The sequence below is a fragment of the Desulfovibrio sp. SGI.230 genome, from assembly GCF_050313065.1.
Taxonomy (GTDB): Bacteria; Desulfobacterota; Desulfovibrionia; order Desulfovibrionales; family Desulfovibrionaceae; genus Desulfovibrio.
On record NZ_JBNPKS010000004.1, the window covers coordinates 189,530 to 207,137 of the forward strand.

Here is a 17,608-nt window from a genome sequence, read left to right on the forward strand (position 1 = left end):
AGGGGACCGGCAGGCACCGGCCTGTGTGACAGGATAACCGCAGAACGTGTCACCTGTCCATCGGCCCCTCCGTTCAGGGCCTTTAGGCCTTGTCCTCGGCGGCCGCGTTGCGATCCAGGGCCACCACGATGATGCGCTTGTAGATCCAGCCGCCGATACAGGCCCCGATGATGGGCGCGATGAGCGGCACCAGGAAGTACGGCAGGCTCAGGTTGTCGTTGAGCGGATAGCCGGTCATCACATCCGTGCCCCAGCCCGCCAGAGCGGCGAACAGACGCGGGCCGAAGTCACGCGCGGCATTCATGGCAAAGCCGGTCAGCGGGCCGAAGCTGGCGCCGATGAGCGCCACCAGCAGACCGATGAGCAGGCCGCCCAGATTGCCCTTGGGAGCCGTATTGCGGCCATCCACCAGAGCATAGATCAGGCACATGAGCACGGCCGTGATGACGAGCTCCACGAAAAAGGCCTGGAAAAAGGTGATCTTGGGATGGGGGAAGGTACAGAAGATCCCGGCCAGCGCCGTCATCTTGGCGGGATCGCCCGCCGTGGCGGCCACGGCATCGGCAAACAGATTGTAATACATGGCATAGGCCAGCGCCGCAGCACAGAAACCGGCCACCATCTGCACCAGGATGTAGGGCACGACCTTGCGCTTGTCGAAATCCCCGAACAACGCCAGGGCGATGGTCACGGACGGATTGAGGTGCGCGCCGCACACGCCGCCGCAAACATAGACGCCCATGGCCACGGCAAGACCCCAGACGATGCTGATCTCCCACTGGCCAAAGCTGGCCCCCGCCAGCTTGAGCGCCCCCACGCAGCCGATGCCGCACAGCAGGAAAATGAAGGTGCCCAGAAATTCTGAAAGATAAATGTGCGTATTACCTGTTTTTTTCATAAACTCTCCACCATTGTTTCCCAATTCCTGCAAGAGGGCGAAAGCTTTCTCCATAAGGCTCTTGCGGCTCTTCCAGGATCACCAATTGCTCTGTGGCAGCACATCTACCACGCTATTGTGACAATTCTGTAACAAAGAGGAATGATTGTCTTTTATTTGTCACATCATCCTGCATCCGTGCACAGGTCACAAAAAACAGCCAGAACCTACAAAAAAACACCTGCCTGTGCAATATTGGCCTTGCTTCACGGCATGTCAGCATCTAGCATAAGCCGGACAGGAGGTTCGCCATGCCCAGTAAACTGGATCCCGATGCCCGTACCGGCGACAAGCTGCTGCGTCTTTTCCGCAAGCTGCTCTTCGATAACAGGCGCCATTTCCAGCAGGACCTGGCGCGCGAACTCAACTGCTCGCCCCAGACGGTCATCCGTCTGATGGAACAGATCGAAAGCGCCGTAGGCATCGCCCTGGAAATGGGCACGGAACAACGCCGCCGCTGGTATCGCCTGAATCCCGGAGAAAAGGGGCATCTGGGCCTCGATTTCGAGGAGCTGCGCTTTCTGACCCTGTGCCGCCGCATGGCGGGAGGCATCCTGCCGGAACAGACCCTGCAGCGTGTGGACAGGACCATCCAGCGCCTGGCCATGCACATGGCGGATCCGCACTTCCAGGATCAGGACGATTTTGCCTTCTACATCAAGGGGCGCATCAATTACACACCCTTTGCGGACACCATCGAGCGCCTCGTCCAGGCCGCCCGCTGCCAGACCGTCTGCCGGATCCGCTACAAAGCCGTGGGCAAGGCGGAGCCGCGAATCCACCGCTTCATCCCCGTACGCATGGCCGCCATGAACAATGCCCTGTATGTGCTGGGCGGCCAGCTGGGTGAGGAGGGGCTCGAAGTCGAACATCCCTGTACCCTGGCCGTCCATCGTATCCAGAATGTGGAGCTGACCGGGGACCATGTCCGTTACAGCCGCGACGATGACGAGCATGGCGGCTTTGGCCTGCCCTGGCACGAACCGCGAACTTTCCATATCCGCGTATCCCCCGATGCCGCCGACTATGTACGGGAGCGCATCTGGGCCACCAACCAGCAGATCGAGGACTGCGAAGATGGTGGCCTCATCCTGACCCTGACCACCCGCAGCGAACCGGAATTGCGCGCCTGGGTCCGCAGTTTCGGAGATGCGGCTGTCCTGCTGGAGGACGACACGCCCCGGGAGCAGGGCTAAAGCGCAGCCCCTCCGCCTGTCTCCTGCGGAAACGGCAGGCGCCCCCTGTGCCCACCTGCAGGATACAAAGGGACAAGGGGCTCCCCCTCTCCTGCAACTGTGCCGACAAGCATGTGCTTTCCGCCTTGCGGGGCAAGCCCGTATCTTTGCAGCCTGCATACCTGCGTTTGAGGGAACAAAAAACAGGCATAAAAAAAGGACGTCCGAAGACGTCCTTTTTTTATGCCTGTCATCAAGGGCAGCGCAGTTCGTACAGCGCTGCCTATTCGTAAAGATCCGCGTCAGCGGGCATCCGCTCCCAGTAGACACGGCCCTTTTTCTTGTATTTGCGCAACAGCACATAGACGCTGCCGGGACCGCCGTCGTGCGGCTGGGCCGTGCAGAAGGCCAGGACAACGCGCTTGAAGGGGTCCTGGGTGAGCCAGGACTGCAACTTGCCGCGCAGCACGCCCACGCCGTCCGGGGAGTTCTTGCCGCGGCCGGGCACCACCAAAATGGTCCGCAGGCCCTTGTACCAGCTGCCGCGCATGAAACCGCGCAGGGTCTCGAAAGCCTGCTGGGCATTGAGGCCGTGCAGGTCGAGGTGCGCCTCGGGGCTCAGGCCTCCGGCGCGCAGCTTGTTCATGATCATCTGGTCCAGCCCCACCACATGGCCTTCCATGTATTCATCGGTCATGGACAGGGCAAATTCCAGCTTGCCGTCCAGGAAATCCTGCAGGCTGGTATCCGCGGACGGCGGCGGCGTGCTCTGGGCCACTGCGGGCGGCACGTCCCGCCCCTTGCCCTGCAGCGGCGTCACCTGCTTCATGGCCAGCAAAAAGTCATCTTCCTCACTGGCCGCCACCACAGCTTCCAGCCCGGCGGCCGCATCCGCCTTACCGGTAGGTGCGGCAACAGCTCCGGCAGCTGCGGGGACCGCGGCTCCGCTCTCCTTGTGGGGGGCGCTGCCCTTTTTCTTCTTTTCCTTGAGCTTCTTCACCTGCGGCATGGCGCACTGCTCTTCCATGGCAAAGCCGCCCTGCCCCGCTCCCTGAGCGCGGGCCGCACCGCCGTGAGCCGACTGGCGCTCCACATTGCTCATGGCGGACAGGAACAGGGAGGAGTCCTCGTCGTCCGCAGGCACGGCAGCCTGGCGCGCGATGCGCTTGCCGCGTTTTTCCGGCGCCGCAGGGGCACCCGTCTTTTTCTGCTGCGGGAACCGTCCTTTTTCCAGAGCCTTGAAGGGATTGTTCTTGAAGCTGTTGTCGTCTGTCATGGGAGCCCCCTGTTGCTGAAAAAAAAGCCGCGGCAGGACCGCGGCTTTTTCCATTGGATCAAAAAAACGTCTACTGCTGGGCAGGCTGGGCTGCAGGAGCGTCCGCAGCAGGAGCCTCAGCGGCGGGAGCTTCGGAAGCCGCAGGGGCCTCAGGAGCATCGGCAGGGGCGGCAGCAGCCGGAGCAGCCGCGGGAGCTTCGCTGGTCGCGGCAGGCTGGGCCGGAGCAGCAGCTTCAGGCGCGGCAGCGGGCTTGGCAGGCACGTCTTCGATGGTCAGGGGTTCGACCTTGAGCACGGCGGATTCATCGCTGGGACGCGAGCTGGTCACATAGGTGTAGCTCAGCGAGGTCACCACGAAGACCACGGCCATGAAGGCGGTCATCTTGGCCAGCATGCCGCCGGCACCGCTGCTGCCGAACACAGAGGTATTGCCGCCACCGAAAATGACGCCCATACCTTCCTTGCCGGCCTGCAAGAGAATGAGAATGACGAGCACCACACAAACAATGATATGAAGCGTCAGAATAAGGGTCTGCACAAGAGCCTCCCAGGGGCACGACGTAAATGAAGAACTTCAGGCCTAGGCCCGGATAATCTGCACAAAACTTTGCGCGTCCAAAGAAGCGCCACCTATCAGAAGACCATCCACATTGTCAAGTCCGATAAGGTTACCGGCATTGGCCGGTTTGACGCTCCCACCATACAGGATCGGGATCCTGTTGCCGGTCTCGCCCAGGCGCTCGCACAGCAGGCGACGCACCACGGCGTGGGTGGCCAGCACTTCGTCGGGACCGGCGACCTTGCCGGTACCGATGGCCCACACGGGCTCATAGGCTACAGCAAAGCGGCCTTCCAGCGCGTCCCCTCCGGCGGGCAGGCCGCTGTCCAGCTGGCGGCGCAGCACGCCTTCCAGCTGGCCGGATTCGCGCTCTTCCAGCTTTTCCCCGATGCAGAGCATGACCTTGAGGCCCTGTTCCAGGGCAAAGGCCGTCTTGCGGCCCACCAGCTCATCGGATTCGCCCAGCACGTGACGGCGCTCGGAATGTCCGGTCAGCACCCAGACCGCACCGGCGTCCTGCAGCATGCGCGGCGAGATCTCGCCGGTGAACGCCCCTTCCACGGCAGGCCACACATCCTGCGCACCGGCCTGCGCCTGCGAAGCGGCAAAAGCATCCGCCACCTCGGCGATGGCCGTGAAGGGCGCGAACACCACCACTTCGTGCGGGGTCGGCTGTTCGTTCAGGGCAGCAGCCACGGCAGCGGCCGTTTCGCGGGCTTCCTGCCGGGTCTTGTACATTTTCCAGTTGGCAGCGATGATCTTCTGCATGGAAATATCCTCTCTGTCAGTCCTGCGGTGCCAGATCACACTGATAGATCAGGGCATCTTCGCCGGTGTCCGCATAATAGCGGGGCCGTTTGCCCACCCGGACGAAGCCGCATTTCTCGTATAAGGCGATGGCCGGGGCATTCCCGGTACGGACTTCAAGCAAAGCCCTGTTGATACCTGTTTTTTCAGCTTCTTGCAAGGCTGTGCGCAAAAGCCGTTCGCCCAGTCCCTGCCGCCGTGCAACGGGCAGGACGGCCAGGTTGAGCACTTCCAGCTCGTCCGCTGCCTGATAGAGCGAGATATAGCCCTGCAACACGCCCGCTTCTTCCAGCCCGTAAGCCACGAAAGCCTGCTGGCTGAAGGCGGCCCGGCACTGCTCCTCGCTCCACGGCAGGGAAAAACAGGCGGCCTCCAGTGCCTGCATGGCGGCAGCGTCCCCGGCAGTCAGGCGGCGGGGGGCCGTATCCCCGGCAGTCAGGCTCATGCGGGGCGCCTTTCCGCCCGCACGGGCGTCACGGCCGCCAGCAGATGCCGCAGTTCCTTGTGCACCAGGCCGTTGCTGGCCATGATCTCGTCCCCGAAGGTATACGGACGTCCATCCAGCGTCGTGACCCGCCCGCCGGCTTCTTCCACCAGCAGCCAGCCGGCAGCCACGTCCCAGGGCTTGAGCAGCATCTCGTAGAAGGCGTCCTGCCGCCCGGCGGCCACATAGGCCAGATCCACCGAGGCGGCCCCGATACGGCGCACGCCCTGGGCCTTGGGCAGCACCAGGGCCAGACGGGCCAGCACATCGTCCAGGCGTTCGGCGATGACATAGGGGAAACCCGTAGCCACCACGGCATCGGACAGGACCTCGGCCGAGCTCACATGGATGGGCTCGCCGTTGCGGAAGGCCCCCATGCCCAGACCGGCCCAGAAACATTCATCCATCATGGGCACGTTCACCACGCCCAGCACCACATGGCCGTCCGCCCACAGGGCCACGGACGTCCCCACCTGGGGGATTCGGTGCACGAAATTGGTGGTGCCATCCACGGGATCGATGATCCAGCACAGGGGCGACGGCTCCTGACCGGCCACGCAGCTTTCCTCGGCCAGGAATTCGGCCTGCGGCAGCAATTCTCCCAGACGTTCCTTGAGGAAGGCCTCCACGGCCACGTCCGTTTCCGTCACCAGGTCGATACTGCCCTTGTGCCTGACGGCATGCGTTTTTTCCCACTGGCGGCGGATGATGTCGCCGCTCTCGCGCACGACGTCCACCACATCCTGCAAAAATCGGGCTGTCAGCATGAAACGATGTCCCAAGACCGGCCCCCTGCCCGGCAGGGGCGCACGGCAGTTGCAAGGACAGGACGCACGGCGGCCATCCCGGCCGAAAACATGCCCGCCCTTCCGGCATGGCGGACGCCATGTCCAAACGAGGCAGGAGAAGCGCCCGTCTGTCCTAATTAATGAAAATCCCTTCGTAATCCTCGCGGTACAGCATGGCCTGCGCCGTCCCGCGCAACACCGTGGTCAGGGGATCCTTGTCCACCGCGACCTTCAGGTGCGTCGCCCGGGCGATGCACTGGTCCAGACCGCGCAGCAGGGCCCCGCCGCCGGCCATGAGCAGCCCGTTGTCGTACACGTCGGCGGCCAGTGCCGGCGGCGCCTGCTCCAGCGCGCGCAGCACGGTCTCCACCACGGCCTGGACAGGGTCGTGCAGGGCCTCGCAGATGTCGCCCTCGGTCACGGTCACCACCCGGGGACCGCCATAGACAAGATCCTTGCCGGACACTTCCAGCCGCAGGCTGTTGTTCTGGGGCAGGGCCGCACCAAGGATCTTTTTGACGTTTTCCGCCGTATTCTCGCCCACTTCGAGGCGAAAGACCTCGCGCAGATAATGCTGCACGGCCAGGTTCATGGCATCACCGGCCACGCGCACCGACTGCGAGACCGCTATGCCCGTCATGCTGATGAGCGCCACTTCGCTGGTGCCGCCGCCGATGTCCAGCACCAGGTTGCCCAGAGGCTCCTGCACGGGCATGCCCGCCCCGATGGCCGCGGCCATGGGTTCTTCCACCAGGGAGACCGAACGTGCGCCCGACAGCAGGGCCGCGTCGATGACGGCTTTTTTCTCCACCTGGGTGATGCCCGTGGGGATGCAGATCACCATGGACGGCTTGACCAGACGCAGACCGGAGATGCACTTGCCCACGAAATGGGCGATCATCTCGCGGGTGATGTCGAAGTCGGCGATGACGCCGTCCTTCATGGGCCGAATGGCGCAGATGTTCTGGGGCGTGCGGCCCAGATATTCCTTGGCGGCAGCGCCCACGGCCAGCACCTTGCGGCTGACCGCGTCCACAGCCACCACCGAGGGCTCATTGATGAAAATGCCATGCTTCCTGGTGTACAGCAGCGTGTTGGCCGTACCAAGATCCATGGCAATGTCCTGGGTCAGGAACCTGCTGAAAAATCGGGACAGCATGGCTTAAGGATTCTTGACGGGCGGCACCGGAGCGGTATCGGGATCGTAGCGGCGGGGGCCCTGGCTGTGGACCGTGCCCTGCGGCAGCAGGGAACGCAGACGTACCCGCAGGTACAGATTTTCGAGGAACAGGGCCAGATGGTCCACGGCCTGACGCACGAAGGAGCGCAGGGACTCGTCGATGCTGCGCGTGGACGTATGCGCCAGACAGAGCACACCGCGCGTGCTCTTGTTGATCTGTACCGGCAGGCAGATGATGGCCTGGAAATCGGGCATGCCCGGCAGCTTGCCGAACAGCATGGTGGAGGGAGCGCCTTCCAGCCCTTCGTTGATGACGGGCTGGTCGTTGCTGAAGACCCAGCCGGCGATGCCGCTGCCTACGGGCAGGACCATGGGCTCGCCGTTCTCCAGCACCAGGCGGGCGGACTCGCATTCCACACAGTAGCTCTCGCCGGGAACATCCACCGAAGCGAAGGCACAGTAGTCGAAGCCCGTGGCATCGACCATGGTACGCACATAATTCTGGATGAACTGCGACCAGCGGCGGTAACGGAAGCGCAGCTCCTGGATCACGGCCAGCTCGGCGAAATAGCGGGGGATGTCCCCGGCCATTTCCTGACGACCCTTGCTGGCCTGCTGGCGGGAGACCAGCTCGGCAAAAAGCTGCAGCAGCTTGTAGTCCCTGTCAGTGAAGGAATACTGCCGCTTGCTGTCCACGCACAGGGCACCGCCCGTGGGCACGGGACACCCCATGAATGCCTTGATGCCGGCTTCCTCGCCTTCCCGGTAATAGCCGAGCTTGTGCTTGTGCTGGTCGAAATTGGGGACCAGCATCTGCTGGCGGTTGCGGATGATCCAGTCTACCAGGCTCCCCGACGAAAGCATGGCCCCCTGCTCCACCCCTTCGCCAAGGCTGAAGGAGGCCGCGAGATAATGCTCCTCACCATTTTCGGAGGGCAGGAAAAGGACGGCGGAGTAGGCATCGAAAACACTGCAAACGATGCTGAGGATGTGTTGTTCAAGAGTATTGGCAGTCATGTCGGTACGCGTTTGATGGTGGGCCCGGGCACAAGCCCGGGACTGACGCACGGAAGTGTACCAAAGCAGCATAGCGCCCGCAACAGCTTTTCGCCCGCACCGGCGGCCCGGCGGGCAAAAACGACAAATCCCGGGAGCGCCTCTGGAAATTCCCCCCAAAAGCAGTTACTCTTTACGGAGAATCGGGTAAGGTTGCACATGATCAAGTGGCAAGAGATCTTCAGCAAGGACGGCTTTCACTGGCAGGATGCCTATACGACATCCGAGCCGGTCGTCATCGCGCGTCTTGACGAGCTCAAGCGCTTTCTCGATGCCGTGCATATCCGCTTCTGTCTGGTCAAGCCCTATCAGGAGCACAAGAACTACCCGCTGGTGGAAGGCCGCGAACTTTTGCCCTCGTTCGACAACGACATGTTCGAATACAAGGACCTGCCGGGCTTCTCCATGGTGGCTTTTGCCCGCCAGCTGGACTATTTTTCCGAGACCTTCCAGTTCGACAAACTGCACCCCATCGTCATGGAAGCCGACGGCGCCTGCTGCCCGCTGGAGAACCAGGTCCTTGCCCGCAACGTGCAGACCCTGGCCTCCCGCCTGCCGCGCATGCACCAGGACATCTTCCGCCAGCAGTTCGCCAATGCCGATACCGTGATCCTGGACAATTATCCCTCGCTCATGCCCTATCTGCTGGCCATGGACAGGGCCCAGGTGCTCGCCCTCGATGCGGACCGGCAGTTCCACCTGGCGGGGGTCTTCGCCTCCTTCCCGTCGGACATCGACAGCGAGCTCAAACGCTTCGGCATGCGCATCGGCAAATTCGTCTATGGCGACAGCGAGATCTACGAACGCAACCGCATGTTCGTCTACCAGTACCTGATGGAGCTCTACGGCTTCCCCATCGTCTCGGAACGCCGCACCTCCAGCGCGCTCTTTGCCCGCAAGCTGCACAAGCTGGGCGAGCACTTCATGCTGCGCGTCCTGGGCCAGACGGACCGTACCATCACCACCTATACGTCCATGGGCCAGAGCACCCGCTACCCCCTGCTGGAAAAGATCGCCCTCATCTCCGTGGACGAGGATCAGGAGGAAGCCCTCGAGACGCTGGAAAAAGGCGGCTACTTCCTGGACCGTGACCGCCGGGTCGTCATCATCCGCGTCACCTACCGGCAGCACCGCTTCGATGCCAGCAACGTACAGCAGGACCGCGCCCTTTCCGTGGCCTGGCAGGAGATCCTGCATCCGCTCACGGGCGCGCCCCTGGCCGGGCTGAACATCATCAAGGACACCTCCAACATGTTCCTGCGCCTCAACGACATCGTGCGCGGTGAATACACCGGCCGCATCGTCTTCAAGCGAACGGAGATCGTGGAGAACACCGATACCGACGAGAAGCGCCTCAAATTCCTCTATGCCTGGCTCACCAAGCACCAGCGGCGCATGATAGGCTACAGCGACGACTTTTTTGCCAAGGTCAGCCGCGTACTCAACGGCTATCTCTACTCGCCGGACAATGACGATGCCTTCAGCAACATGCGCGAGCTGCACCGCGAGGTCTGTACCCGCTTCAGCTACATCCAGCAGGCTCGGCGCGTCCGCATCCTCGAGGACCTGGCCCAGCGCAAGGCCAAGGTGGGCCGCATGGGCTACCGCCAGATGATGCGCGAGGCCCTCGACCTGCTGACGGACCTGAAATTCGAGATCGTCAACTTTTTCCCGGCACTGGTGGACGGCATCGTGGACAGCGTGGAACGCATCCTTTCCGATGCCTACCTGCGCCGCACCTACATGGAACCTCCCGAATCCCGGCTGACCAAGGCCGGTCTGGAGATACGCAAGAATTACGGCCGTCTCGTCTCGCTGCAGGACGGCTTCAAGGCCGTGCGCCGCGCGCGGACGGCAAAAGGATCCAACGCATCATGAGTCTGCACCGCTTTTATCTTCCTCCCGAACAATGGGCCCACGATCTCTGGCTGGAAGGTCAGGAAGCCAAGCATCTGGTCCAGGTGCTGCGCCTGGCCCCGGGCGAGGAGGTCCTGCTGCTCGACGGCCAGGGCCGCAGCGGCCGTTTCGCCATCGCCGAAACAGCCAAAAAGAAGGCCCGCCTTGTCCTGCAGGAAGAACAGATGGCGCCCGCGCCGGAATCCCGCGCCGTCATGGCGCTGGCCTTCAGCAAGGCCGTGCGCCGCGGTTTCTTTATGGAAAAGGCCGTGGAGCTGGGTGCCCATGCCGTCTGGCTCTGGCAGGGAGACCACAGCCAGGGCAAACTGCCTGCCGATGCCGCCGAGGCCTGCCGGGGGCAGCTCATCGCCGGAGCCAAGCAGTGCGGCAATCCCTGGTTGCCGCAGGTGGAGGCCCTGACCGGCGGTGTGGACGAGCTGGTCCGCCGCGCCGCCACGGCCGACCGCCGCATCCTGCCCTGGGAGATGCAGGACACCGTGAGCATGCTCACGCCCCAGCTGGCCGGACGTCCCGGCACCACCGTGTACGTCATCGGCCCCGAGGGCGGCTTTTCCCAGCGGGAGCTGGACAGCCTGCGGGCGGCGCAGTTCACCTTCGTCAGCCTGGGGGCCCGTGTGCTGCGCTGCGAGACCGCCGCGACCCTGTGCCTGGGCCTGCACTGGTGGGCCTCCCATCTGGCGGATCCGGCGGAATAAAGGACAGCCATGACCGCACAAAAGCCCCTGCCGGAGCGCATGCGCCCCGACGATCCCGATCTTTTTCTCGGGCAGAGCCATCTGGCAAGCCGCCTCAAGTCGCTCATGGCGGCGGAGCGCCTGCCCAGCCTGCTGTTTTTCGGCCCGCCGGGCTGCGGCAAGTCCACGCTGGCCCTGCTGCTGGCGCGTTCCCGCAAGCGTCCCTATCTGCGTCTCAGCGCGCCGGAGGCAGGCTTGCAGCACCTGCGCCGCTCCCTCAACGGCATCGAGATCCTGGTACTCGACGAGCTGCACCGCTTTTCCAAGGCGCAGCAGGACTTTTTCCTGCCGCTGGTGGAATCGGGCGAGCTGACCCTGCTGGCCACCACGACGGAGAACCCGTCGTTCAGCGTCACCCGGCAGCTGCTCTCGCGCCTGCACGTGCTGCGCCTGCGCCCCCTGGGACGCTCGGAACTGATGGAGCTGGCCCGGCGCGGCGCCGAACAGACGGGCGTGACGCTTAGCGACGAGGTGCTGGACATCATCACCGCCGCGGCCCACGGGGATGCCCGTACCCTGCTCAATCTGGTGGAGTACGCCGCCTCCCTGCCCGAGGAGATGCGCGAGCCCGAGCAGCTCAAGTCCGCCCTGCCCGAAGTCATGATGCGCCATGACAAGGACGGTGACAGCCATTACGAGCTGGCCTCGGCCCTCATCAAATCCATCCGCGGCAGCGATCCCGACGCGGCCCTCTACTATCTGGCCTGCCTGCTGGAAGGCGGCGAGGACCCGCGCTTCATCTGCCGCCGCCTCATCCTCTCCGCTTCGGAGGATGTGGGCCTGGCCGATCCCAATGCCCTGCCCCTGGCCGTCTCCTGCCAGCAGGCCGTGGAATTCGTGGGCATGCCCGAAGGCTTCATCCCGCTGGCCGAGACGGTGGTCTATCTGGCCCTGGCCCGCAAGAGCAACAGCAGCTACGCCGCCTATCTGACCGCCGCCCGCGAAGTCAAATACAACGGAGCGCGGCCCGTGCCCCTGCATCTGCGCAACGCCAGTACGCAGTTGCAAAAGGAATGGGGCTACGGCAAGGAATACAAATATCCCCACAACTACCCTGACGGCTGGGTGGAACAGGATTACCTGCCCGCCGAGCTCGTGGGACGCCGCTTTTACCAGCCCCGCGACATGGGCGACGAAGCCCGCCTGAGCCAGTGGTGGCGCAAGATCCATAAAATCAGAAAAACGGAAGAATCCTGATGCAGCAGTATCAAGAAGGGGTCGTCGAGGCCCCGTTCGGCGATCTTTCCACCTATGTCAGCACGGCCCCGCAACTGGGCGCCCCTGCCCGTTTCCCGGCCCTGAGATTCTACAGCAGCCTGCTGGCTGGCCCCGTGTTCTGGCTGTGCCGCAGGGCCGCCAAAGGTCTGTGTGACGACAGCGCCTGGGTCCACGCCAGCCTGCGTGTGACGGAACTTATCGAACGTGTGGGCTGCCCGGTGAGCATCGAAGGCATGGAGAACATCTCGGCCACGCGCGGCCCCTGCGTCTTCGTGGCCAACCACATGAGCACGCTGGAGACCTTCATGCTGCCCGGCATCATCCGGCCCCACCGTGCCGTGACGTTCGTGATGAAAAAAAGCCTGGTCACCCTGCCCTTCTTCGGGGCCGTCATGCGTTCCCGCGATCCCATCGTTGTGGGCCGCACCAATCCCCGCGAAGACCTGACGGCCGTCCTGGAAGGCGGGGTGGAACGCCTGAAGAAAGGCATCTCCATCATCGTCTTTCCCCAGAGCACCCGCACCCCGGATTTCGATCCCCAGCACTTCAACACCATCGGGGTCAAACTGGCCCGCAAGGCCGGTGTGCCCGTGGTGCCGCTGGCTCTCAAGACCGATGCCTGGGGCACGGGGAAAAAGCTCAAGGAGCTGGGCCCCATCAAAAGCGGCCTGCCGGTGCGCTACAAGTTTGCCGCGCCCATGGATATCCACGGCAACGGCCGCGAGGAGCAGGCCTTCATCTGCGATTTCATCGGCACCCAGCTGGCCAGCTGGCGCAAAGAGGACGGCATCAACGCCTAGTCCTGAGCCCCTTGCGGCCGGGGAAGTGAATAACAAAGGGCGGACCCTTGCGGGCCCGCCCTTTTCCATACTCGTTGCTGCGAGGATTATTCCGCCGGAGCGTAATAACAACGCTTGGGCGACATGACCTTGCCTTCCTTCTTCAGTTCGGCAATGGCCTTGCTGACTTCCTTGGAATCCACTCCCAGTTCCTTGGCGATGTCGCCAGGACGCAGGGGCTTTCCGGCATTGACCAGGACTTCCAGAACTTTGTTTTCCATGGGCTGTTTTCCTCCTTGGGATGTGCGTATGCACGTTACGGGGGGCTGGACCGAACGGCCGGACCTGTCTGGGAACGCAGGCCCGGGCCGACGTCCGCCTTGTAGCATAGAGCCTGCGGCCTGAAAAGAGACCCGGCAGGAGATCCCGGCGCTGCTTTGCAGTACGCCGCAGGAGGGAGGACAGATACACTGATGCAGGCCTTTCGAAATGCCACTGTACATAGCAAAAAAGGCGACCAGTAAAACTGATCGCCTGAATTTGCATGGTGCGCCCGAAGAGATTCGAACTCCTGGCCTACAGGTTCGTAGCCTGTTGCTCTATCCAGCTGAGCTACGAGCGCGTCGTGAGAAGCTATGTATAGAAAACAGCTCACGGAGTCAAGCGTTTAGCAAAAGAATTTTTCAAAAAAGTGAAAGGATGCCGGAAAAGATGCTTCCACCGCCCTGGAAAAGGCGGGCAGCCCTCCTCTCCCGCCGGCCCTGCCCTACGGGCAAAACACAGGGAGCGCCGGTCATTCCTGTTCCGGCCAATAGTGCCTGCGGTCATGCTCCTTGCAGGCGTAAAAATCCCGCTTGGCAAGGTACATCTTTTTGTCCGCTTCGTTGATCTGCTCGTCGATATTGCCCCGCTCGGCACGCCAGGAAATACCGCAGGAGATGGAGAGATGGCTTTCCTCCATGGCCCGGAGCGCATTCTCGACACAGGCATGGAAGGCTTCGCGGCCGGATTCGCGGTCGATGACGATGAACTCGTCGCCACCTATGCGGTAGGCCTTTTTGCCAAAGGCCTGGAGGAGGCACTCCGCGGTGCGACGGATGAGGGCATCACCGGCCTGATGTCCCTGAAGGTCATTGATCTTCTTCAGGCCGTTCAGGTCGAAGTAGGCGATGCCCAGGCTGCCGCAATCCTTTCCGGACAGGGAGTCACAGACCTGGTTGTATCTGTTTCTGTTGTACAGCCCGGTGGAAAGATCCTCCACATACATCTGGGCGATGACGTCGTGCTGCTCGGCGATCTGCCTTTTCTGGAGCTCGATCTGCTCCCGGAGATAGCGGCGGGACTCCTCAGCCATTTTTTCAGGAAATCCGCTGTCGCTCGCGTCCATCTCGCTGTAAGGGTTGGAAAGGTGGAGATGACAGCAGCGGGGCCCCTGCGCCGTCCAGCGGAAAACCGTGGTGATGCGCTGGTGAACGCGCAGGCAGATGCCGGAATCCGGAACAGTGGCGACCCAGAGCATGCCCGTACAGATGAACAGGTCCGGCATGGGCCGGATGACGTCATAGTGCTCTTCGCCTATCTCGCAGCGGGGCACCCTGCCTGCGAAGGCCCGGAACGTCCTGATGACGGTCGCCGGATCGACGGCGTACTCATGCTCTCCGGCACCGAACCAGCTGAAGGCATCATCAAGATGGGAGAGCAGGAGCTCCGTATCGTTCTCGCAGTAGTGCTTATGCAAAAAAAGCCGCGTCAGTTCCGCGATCTTCCGTTGCTTCGCATCGTCTGTCAAAGAGGCATGCGGCATCCGTGCACCCCCTTGTCTTCATTGCCGGTAGCGATCCCCCATGCGCGCGGGCCTCAGGCTCCGGTCCCGCCATGCCGGGTCTTCCTTCCGAAAGGCGATGACCAATACGGCAGCCGCACCACACGCAGCTGCTCCCATGCGCGCGAAGCAGACCGATCCGGGCGTCCAAACACATCATGGCTGAAGATATGATACTTCGAGCTTTCTGGATGGTACCCCCTTTTGTCCCGCATGGCTATAGCCTGCTGCCTCCTTCGGGCCTTCAGGAGCGGCATCCCTGCTAAAAAACAGGTATCCGGCTAGGAGCGGGCCGCGTCCTTCCCCTTTTTCCGGCCGCCCGGTTTCAGCTCGCTGACCAGCACCCCTGCCAGGATCATGGCCCCGCCCAGCAGCGCCAGCCCCGGCAGGCGTTCCCCGGCCATGCGGCCGAAGATGCCCGCCCAGACCGGTTCACAGGAATAGATGAGCGTGGCACGGGTGGGCGAAACCTTTTTCTGCGCCCAGTTGATGGCGTACTGGATGCCCGCCGTGGAAACGCCCAGGGCAAAGGCGCTGCCCAGCACCAGCCAGGAAGGCGGCGGCACGCTTTCGCCCACCAGGGGCATGGTGGCAAAACTGAGCAAAGAGGCCATGAGCACCTGCACGATGGTGACGCGCCGGGCATTGACGCTGCGGGCCACCAGACCGATGAGGATAATCTCCATGGCGATGGCCAGCGCGCTGATGGCCGTCAGCATCTCGCCCCAGCCAAAGCCCGCGCTGCTGTCATCGGGCCCGGACAGCAGCAGGACGCCGGGAAAGGCCAGCGCGATGCCCACCCAGGCCATCAAATGCGGCGGGCGCTTCATGACCAGCCATTGCAGCAGGGGCACCAGCGGCACATAGAAGGCCGTGATGAAAGCCGATTTGCTGGCCGTGATGGTCTGAAGGCCACAGGTCTGCAGGGCATAACCGCCAAAGATGCACAGGCCTATGCTCATGCCAGCCCAGACTTCCCGCCAGGTGAAGTCCTTGAGCAGCGGCAGGGAGAACAGGATCAGGGCCAGGGCGGCAAAAGCGAAACGCACGCCCACGAAAAAGAAGGGCCCCGTGGCTTCCAGGGCACTGCGGATGATGATGAAGGTGGCGCCCCAGATCATGGTGATCAGGACCAGCGAACCTTCCTCCAGGGGGATGCGCGCCCGCAGACGCGCCAACAAGCCCGACATACGATCTTCCTCGTCCTTGCTCAGGATCAGCGCAGCTGGCTGTCCTTGCTGCCTTTGCGGTTGTACAGATGCACGGCGTGCTGCTCTTTGTCGGCTTCCTGCTGGCATTCCAGGCACAGCCGCACACCGGGCAGGGCCCGCCGCCGGGCTTCGGGGATGGGTTCGCCGCATTCCTCACAAAAGGCACGGCTCTCGCCCCGGGGCAGACAGGCTCTGGCCCGCCGCACCTCGTCAGCGATGGAATCCTGGATCTGATCCTGCACGGCATTGTCGCCCGCCCAGCCTACCGCCATGGTGTACCTCCCCGATATGTTCCGCAGTGATCCTGCCGCGCTACCGTCTTGCGGCAACGGGGACAGACTATAGTCATGCTCCCCGCTCCAAGGCAAGAAGGCGTTATCGTATGCAGGGGCATCGTATTGACCCCGCCTTCCTTTCTTCTTACACTGGGACATTATTGTGAACACGCCGCCTTTGGGCGGCAATGGCTGGAGGTCACCATGCATATCCGTTTCTGTTGACGCATGCGCCGGACTCCCGTGGGGAGATCTGTGCGTTCAGGCATGTGTGCCGGAAACGGATGGTCCTGGCGGCTCCCAGACAGCGCAAGACCTTTCCGGGCGATGCCTCCGAGGTAGGATGCTGCCCAGCATCGCCCGCCCGCCGCTTTCCCGCACCTTTCCTGGATAATGTGTCCCGATATGCTTTCGGGGCGTGCCGTCGCGGTCCCGGACCGCACGCACGCGCCCGTCCTCTGCCGGTGTTCCCGGTTCGAGGCGACGCGCCCGGCGCGTTTCCCGCTGTTCCCGCAACAGCCCACATTTTCCGTACGAGAGGTCATCATGAAAACCTGCCGTTTCCTGCTGCCCGCCCTGATGGCGGGCCTGATCTTTGCCATGACGTCCCACGCCGCTCCGCTGGACAGCTTCAAGGGCCTTTCCGGCACGCTTGATATCGCCGGCGGCACGGCCCACATCCCGGTCATGAAAGGCGCCGCCAAAAACATCATGACCGCCAATCCCGACATCCGCATCACCGTGGCCGGCGGCGGCTCCGGCGTGGGGGTGCAGCAGGTGGGCGAAGGCCTGGTGCAGATCGGCAATACCGGCCGCGCTCTCAAGGAAAAGGAGATCGCCAAGTACGGCCTGCAGAGCTTCCCCTTTGCCATCGACGGTGTGGCCCTGGTGGTCAACCCCGCCAACAAGGTGCGGGCCATCACGGCCCAGCAGGCCCAGGACATCTTTGCCGGCAAGATCACCAACTGGAAGACCCTGGGCGGCGCTGACGCCCCCATCACGGTCTACACCCGCGAAGACGGCAGCGGCACCCGTGAAGTCTTTGTGGAAAAGGCCCTGAAAAAAGGCCCCATCGTGGCTTCCGCCAATGTGGTGAACTCCAATGGTGCCATGAAGACGGCCATCGGCCAGGACAAGCTGGGCATCGGTTATGTGGGCATCGGCCATGTGGACAAGAGCGTGGCTGCCCTGACCTTCGACAAGATGGTCCCCTCGCAGGAAAACGCCGCCTCCGGCGCCTACACCCTGACCCGCCTGCTGTACATGAACACCAAGGGTGCGCCCTCCGGCCTGACCAAGGCCTTCATCGACTATATCTACTCGCCTGAAGGCAGCGCCATCATCGAAAAGAGCGGCTACATCCCCACCGGCCGCAAGTAATCTGTCACCA

General features: G+C 62.9%; 17 protein-coding genes, 1 tRNA gene and 1 pseudogene. 6 read left to right on the forward strand and 13 right to left on the reverse strand.

The window, feature by feature from the left end; genetic code table 11:
* Positions 1–82 precede the first annotated feature (82 nt).
* A complete protein-coding gene (locus ACQRAG_RS06035) occupies positions 83–898 on the reverse strand; it encodes an MIP/aquaporin family protein (protein ID WP_204625241.1) in 816 nt (271 codons plus the stop codon).
* Positions 899–1,188: 290 nt separating this feature from the next.
* Here ACQRAG_RS06035 and ACQRAG_RS06040 point away from each other — a divergent pair, with 290 nt between their 5' ends.
* Complete coding sequence (locus ACQRAG_RS06040) at positions 1,189–2,133, forward strand: helix-turn-helix transcriptional regulator (RefSeq protein ID WP_427804155.1); 945 nt, start codon at positions 1,189–1,191, stop codon at positions 2,131–2,133.
* Positions 2,134–2,395: 262 nt separating this feature from the next.
* On the opposite strand, the gene ACQRAG_RS06045 is transcribed toward ACQRAG_RS06040, so the two are convergent.
* From ACQRAG_RS06045 to ACQRAG_RS06075, 7 genes and pseudogenes are all read right to left on the reverse strand, one after another.
* The gene (locus tag ACQRAG_RS06045; RefSeq protein WP_427804154.1) at positions 2,396–3,388 is read right to left on the reverse strand and encodes a Smr/MutS family protein; all 993 of its coding nucleotides are present in this window, start codon (positions 3,386–3,388) and stop codon (positions 2,396–2,398) included.
* Positions 3,389–3,554: 166 nt separating this feature from the next.
* A pseudogene (gene secG, locus ACQRAG_RS06050) lies at positions 3,555–3,926 on the reverse strand (preprotein translocase subunit SecG); the annotation flags it as partial.
* Positions 3,927–3,968: 42 nt separating this feature from the next.
* Complete coding sequence (tpiA, locus tag ACQRAG_RS06055) at positions 3,969–4,715, reverse strand: triose-phosphate isomerase (RefSeq protein ID WP_427804153.1); 747 nt, start codon at positions 4,713–4,715, stop codon at positions 3,969–3,971.
* Positions 4,716–4,731: 16 nt separating this feature from the next.
* A complete protein-coding gene (gene rimI, locus ACQRAG_RS06060) occupies positions 4,732–5,199 on the reverse strand; it encodes a ribosomal protein S18-alanine N-acetyltransferase (RefSeq protein ID WP_204625236.1) in 468 nt (155 codons plus the stop codon).
* Positions 5,196–6,005 (reverse strand): inositol monophosphatase family protein, encoded by an 810-nt coding sequence (locus tag ACQRAG_RS06065; RefSeq protein WP_427804152.1) that lies wholly within the window; start codon positions 6,003–6,005, stop codon positions 5,196–5,198. The genes rimI and ACQRAG_RS06065 overlap by 4 nt, the downstream gene beginning before the upstream one ends.
* 154 nt (positions 6,006–6,159) lie before the next feature.
* On the reverse strand, positions 6,160–7,185 hold the full coding sequence (locus ACQRAG_RS06070; protein WP_168936237.1) for a rod shape-determining protein: 1,026 nt from the start codon (positions 7,183–7,185) through the stop codon (positions 6,160–6,162).
* 3 nt (positions 7,186–7,188) lie between these two features.
* The gene (locus ACQRAG_RS06075) at positions 7,189–8,223 is read right to left on the reverse strand and encodes a GAF domain-containing protein (RefSeq protein WP_006004530.1); all 1,035 of its coding nucleotides are present in this window, start codon (positions 8,221–8,223) and stop codon (positions 7,189–7,191) included.
* 198 nt (positions 8,224–8,421) lie between these two features.
* Here ACQRAG_RS06075 and ACQRAG_RS06080 point away from each other — a divergent pair, with 198 nt between their 5' ends.
* From ACQRAG_RS06080 to ACQRAG_RS06095, 4 genes are read left to right on the forward strand one after another with little or no spacing between them, the layout of a single operon-like run.
* Positions 8,422–10,140: a hypothetical protein gene (locus ACQRAG_RS06080; protein ID WP_168936238.1), complete on the forward strand. Its 1,719-nt coding sequence runs from the start codon at positions 8,422–8,424 to the stop codon at positions 10,138–10,140.
* Complete coding sequence (locus tag ACQRAG_RS06085) at positions 10,137–10,874, forward strand: 16S rRNA (uracil(1498)-N(3))-methyltransferase (protein ID WP_204625233.1); 738 nt, start codon at positions 10,137–10,139, stop codon at positions 10,872–10,874. Before ACQRAG_RS06080 ends, ACQRAG_RS06085 begins: the two co-directional genes overlap by 4 nt.
* Positions 10,875–10,883: 9 nt before the next feature.
* Positions 10,884–12,110 carry a replication-associated recombination protein A gene (locus ACQRAG_RS06090; protein WP_168936240.1) on the forward strand — a complete coding sequence of 409 codons (1,227 nt, stop codon included), beginning with the start codon at positions 10,884–10,886 and terminating at the stop codon, positions 12,108–12,110.
* Positions 12,110–12,931, forward strand: coding sequence for a lysophospholipid acyltransferase family protein (locus tag ACQRAG_RS06095; protein ID WP_304038290.1), 822 nt, complete (start codon positions 12,110–12,112; stop codon positions 12,929–12,931). Before ACQRAG_RS06090 ends, ACQRAG_RS06095 begins: the two co-directional genes overlap by 1 nt.
* Before the next feature lie 86 nt (positions 12,932–13,017).
* Here the strand turns inward: ACQRAG_RS06095 and ACQRAG_RS06100 are convergent, their stop codons facing one another.
* The 5 genes from ACQRAG_RS06100 to ACQRAG_RS06120 all read right to left on the reverse strand — a co-directional run bounded on the left by ACQRAG_RS06100 (position 13,018) and on the right by ACQRAG_RS06120 (position 16,215).
* Positions 13,018–13,191, reverse strand: coding sequence for an HTH domain-containing protein (locus ACQRAG_RS06100; protein ID WP_006004519.1), 174 nt, complete (start codon positions 13,189–13,191; stop codon positions 13,018–13,020).
* A gap of 264 nt (positions 13,192–13,455) precedes the next feature.
* Positions 13,456–13,532, reverse strand: a tRNA-Arg gene (locus tag ACQRAG_RS06105).
* 171 nt (positions 13,533–13,703) lie between these two features.
* Positions 13,704–14,648 (reverse strand): diguanylate cyclase domain-containing protein, encoded by a 945-nt coding sequence (locus ACQRAG_RS06110; RefSeq protein ID WP_427804151.1) that lies wholly within the window; start codon positions 14,646–14,648, stop codon positions 13,704–13,706.
* 365 nt (positions 14,649–15,013) lie between these two features.
* Positions 15,014–15,922, reverse strand: coding sequence for a DMT family transporter (locus ACQRAG_RS06115; protein WP_168936188.1), 909 nt, complete (start codon positions 15,920–15,922; stop codon positions 15,014–15,016).
* Positions 15,923–15,948: 26 nt separating this feature from the next.
* Positions 15,949–16,215: a DksA/TraR family C4-type zinc finger protein gene (locus ACQRAG_RS06120; RefSeq protein ID WP_204625229.1), complete on the reverse strand. Its 267-nt coding sequence runs from the start codon at positions 16,213–16,215 to the stop codon at positions 15,949–15,951.
* 549 nt (positions 16,216–16,764) lie between these two features.
* Between ACQRAG_RS06120 and ACQRAG_RS06125 the strand changes: the two genes are divergently transcribed.
* A complete protein-coding gene (locus tag ACQRAG_RS06125) occupies positions 16,765–17,598 on the forward strand; it encodes a phosphate ABC transporter substrate-binding protein (protein WP_427804150.1) in 834 nt (277 codons plus the stop codon).
* The last annotated feature ends 10 nt before the right edge of the window (positions 17,599–17,608 follow it).